The organism is Magnetococcales bacterium, assembly GCA_015231755.1.
Classification (GTDB): Bacteria; Pseudomonadota; Magnetococcia; order Magnetococcales; family Magnetaquicoccaceae; genus Magnetaquiglobus.
In genome coordinates this window covers 1-2602 of record JADGAZ010000043.1, presented here as the reverse complement: position 1 = coordinate 2602, position 2602 = coordinate 1, and the positions used below count along the sequence as shown (strand labels likewise).

The following is a 2602-nucleotide window of genomic DNA, read 5'->3' as shown; positions in this document are numbered from 1 at the left end:
GAAACACGAATTCCTCCACCCCCACCAGATCATCCACCGAGCTTTTGTTGGAGATGCGGATCATCTGACCGGGGTTGAAAATGACGTCATCCGGGTCTTCAACGTTGACCGTGATCACCGAAGCCCCGGCAATCACATCGGCATTCAGCAGACCGCAACCGTACAGGGTCTGGGCCACTCCGGAGACCTCGGATTGCGTATCCCGCTGGGTTCCCTCAAAAAATACCACCCGATCCCCGGCGGGGGTTGGGGTCGCGACAAAAATCCGGGCATCCGCCAGTTTGAGATTGTCCGGGTTGGCGATTTTGATGAAGACTTTGCGGTACTTCGTTGAGCCTGCCAGCCGCTCGCTGGCGGGCACGTCTGGCCAGAGGTTGTTTTTGACCTCGTTCGGAATCTCGACATCGGACATGCGTCCGCCATTGGCCGGGCTGTCGCCGACGGACTGGGATTTCATGAATTGGATTTGGTCTGGTTCGATGGACATGTTTGCACCTGTCTTTCTTGGGAGGAAACGTTGATTTTGCGCCAGATTGGCGAATAAAATTCCTTGGTCAGGATTCCCTTTGGGTCGAGTCCCGGCAGCGTGGATCCGGACTCGCGTAAACCTCGGGGACTCCCGGACTCGGACGCATGGATGCGAACAATGGGAGAAGCAGTGAACGGCGGCGATCCCGCCTGCGCCTGCCATGAGGATGGTGCGTCGGGTTCCCTTAAGACCGGGTCGAGTCCGACGCACGCCTCTTCTATATAGAGTGAGTTCTTCTGCCGGGGGGGTCACATCGTCATCAGCTTCACCACCCCATGGAAAAGCCGGGCGTGGGGCCAGATCGGCATGAAGGAGATGGCAGGCGGATCTTGATGCCGAAACATGACATGGAAGGTGGCGTCATCCAAAACCAGATCGAAAACTCCGCCCGCTTGCGTGGCCATGGCCTGGATCGCCTCTACCTGGGCATGGGTCAGCCAAGTGACATCATCCGCAGCCTCCAGATCGATGGGGCGTCCTCCAACCAGTGCGCTTCCCCACACGACATTCTGTCCGCCCAGGGTGCGTGCCATCTCCTGGGCCACGGGTGCCCACTCATACTGGTTCTTCCACTGGATGGAGTCGGGAAGAAAAAGGTCGCCAAGGCGTTTCATGTATTTCCAATCCGAACCGTATATGGTACATTTTAGCCCATGAACAATTTGCCCATCCTCGACGTGGTTTTTTTCCTCACGGCTTCTGGCAACAACCCTGTGCGGGACTGGTTGCGAAGTCTGCCCGTCGAGGATAAGAAAATGATCGGTGAGGATCTCAAACTGACCCAGTTCCGGTGGCCCCTGGGCATGCCATTGGTACGGAAATTGGAGCCAGGCTTATGGGAGGTGCGCAGCCAACTCAAGCATGGCGGCATCGCACGGGTGCTTTTTACCGTACAGAGGCACGATATGGTGCTGTTGCATGGATTTGAAAAAAAAATCCCAGAAAATTCCGAAGGATGATCTGGAACTGGCGCGAAACCGAATGCAACAATACAAGGAATCTGATAATGAATAGACGTAATGGCGGTTCCCTGGACGCATTCCTGGAGGAAGAAGGCATTCTGGATGAAGTCTCCGCAAGGGCCAGGAAGAGACTTCTGGCCTTGCAGTTGGCGGACATCATGAAGCAGGAACGCCTGACCAAAACGCATTTGGCGCGAGAACTCAACACCAGCCGATCTCAAGTGGATCGTCTTCTTGATCCAGAAAATACGACTATTACCTTGGAATCGCTGGATCGATTGGCGCATGCCGTCGGCAGGCAACTCAGGATCGAGTTCGCATAATAGTTACCTCATTCCCCGTTCCAGTTCTTTCAAAGCGGTCACCAACCCACGAACATCCGCACGAGGGGCCGTGATGGACGCCGCCGGTCGGCCATTCATGGACAGATTGAGATGGATGACCTCTGACACCTGTGGGGTGACAGCACCGCCACCAGCGAACGACATGTGCGGGATCGTCGGGATCACCAGATTGCGCACGACACCACCCATCCCAAAATGGGGGATGGAAGGCATTTTGAAGCGGGGGATGAAATTCACCAGCCCTCCATGGGCGAAGCGGGGAACGTCGGCAGGCTTCAACCGCATCTGGTTCATGGCATGGAGCCGGTCCAGACCATACAGGCGCACGGCAAACCGGTTGAACACGAATTCGCCCGCCTCCAGCAATGCCGGGATTCTATCCCCACCGCCCCAACCGGGCAGGAATCCACCACGGTCAAACCCCGGCACGGTCCCCTGGTCTGGCGTGGCGCTTCTCTGCTCGACGTAATTGACCACAACGGTTTTGCCTGAAGGAATCTCCGCAATCCGGGCAATCAGGGTGTCGATGGCACTCATGGCTGCACCGACTTCGGCGTCAATCATCACTCTGGACGTGTCCGGGACGGTTGCCTTGAACTCCCGAAACTTGGCCATCAGCCCATCGATGGAACCGGTGGCGGAAATGGTGTCGAATGTCGCCTTGACCTCCGGCTGCCAGGTTGCGAACTCGGCCTTGAATCTCTCGAAAACGCGGTGGACTGGGGCGTGGATGAATTGGTTACTATCTCCAACGTCGTCACCGCCTC

4 protein-coding genes and 1 pseudogene are annotated in these 2602 nt (G+C 56.7%); 2 read left to right on the top strand and 3 right to left on the bottom strand.

Going from position 1 to position 2602, the window contains the following annotated elements; all coding sequences use genetic code 11:
• A partial coding sequence (locus tag HQL98_16220) for a hypothetical protein (protein MBF0273590.1) occupies window positions 1–487 on the bottom strand: 487 nt, incomplete at its 3' end.
• Window positions 488–777: 290 nt separating this feature from the next.
• Complete coding sequence (locus HQL98_16215) at window positions 778–1143, bottom strand: hypothetical protein (GenBank protein ID MBF0273589.1); 366 nt, start codon at window positions 1141–1143, stop codon at window positions 778–780.
• Window positions 1144–1182: 39 nt separating this feature from the next.
• Here HQL98_16215 and HQL98_16210 point away from each other — a divergent pair.
• Both HQL98_16210 and HQL98_16205 read left to right on the top strand, forming a co-directional pair.
• Window positions 1183–1543 (top strand): annotated as a pseudogene (locus HQL98_16210) (type II toxin-antitoxin system RelE/ParE family toxin).
• The gene (locus HQL98_16205) at window positions 1536–1814 is read left to right on the top strand and encodes an XRE family transcriptional regulator (protein MBF0273588.1); all 279 of its coding nucleotides are present in this window, start codon (window positions 1536–1538) and stop codon (window positions 1812–1814) included. The pseudogene HQL98_16210 and the gene HQL98_16205 overlap by 8 nt, the downstream one beginning before the upstream one ends.
• A gap of 3 nt (window positions 1815–1817) precedes the next feature.
• On the opposite strand, the gene HQL98_16200 is transcribed toward HQL98_16205, so the two are convergent.
• Entirely contained in the window at window positions 1818–2450 is a 633-nt protein-coding gene (locus tag HQL98_16200; protein ID MBF0273587.1) for a hypothetical protein, read from the bottom strand.
• Between the last annotated feature and the right edge of the window lie 152 nt (window positions 2451–2602).

Excerpts from the sequence above, each read along its gene's own strand:
- HQL98_16215 (MBF0273589.1), bottom strand. The coding sequence starts at position 1,143 with ATGAAACGCCTTGGCGACCTTTTTCTTCCCGACTCCATCCAGTGGAAG.
- HQL98_16205 (MBF0273588.1), top strand. The coding sequence starts at position 1,536 with ATGAATAGACGTAATGGCGGTTCCCTGGACGCATTCCTGGAGGAAGAA.
- HQL98_16200 (MBF0273587.1), bottom strand. The coding sequence starts at position 2,450 with ATGGCCAAGTTTCGGGAGTTCAAGGCAACCGTCCCGGACACGTCCAGA.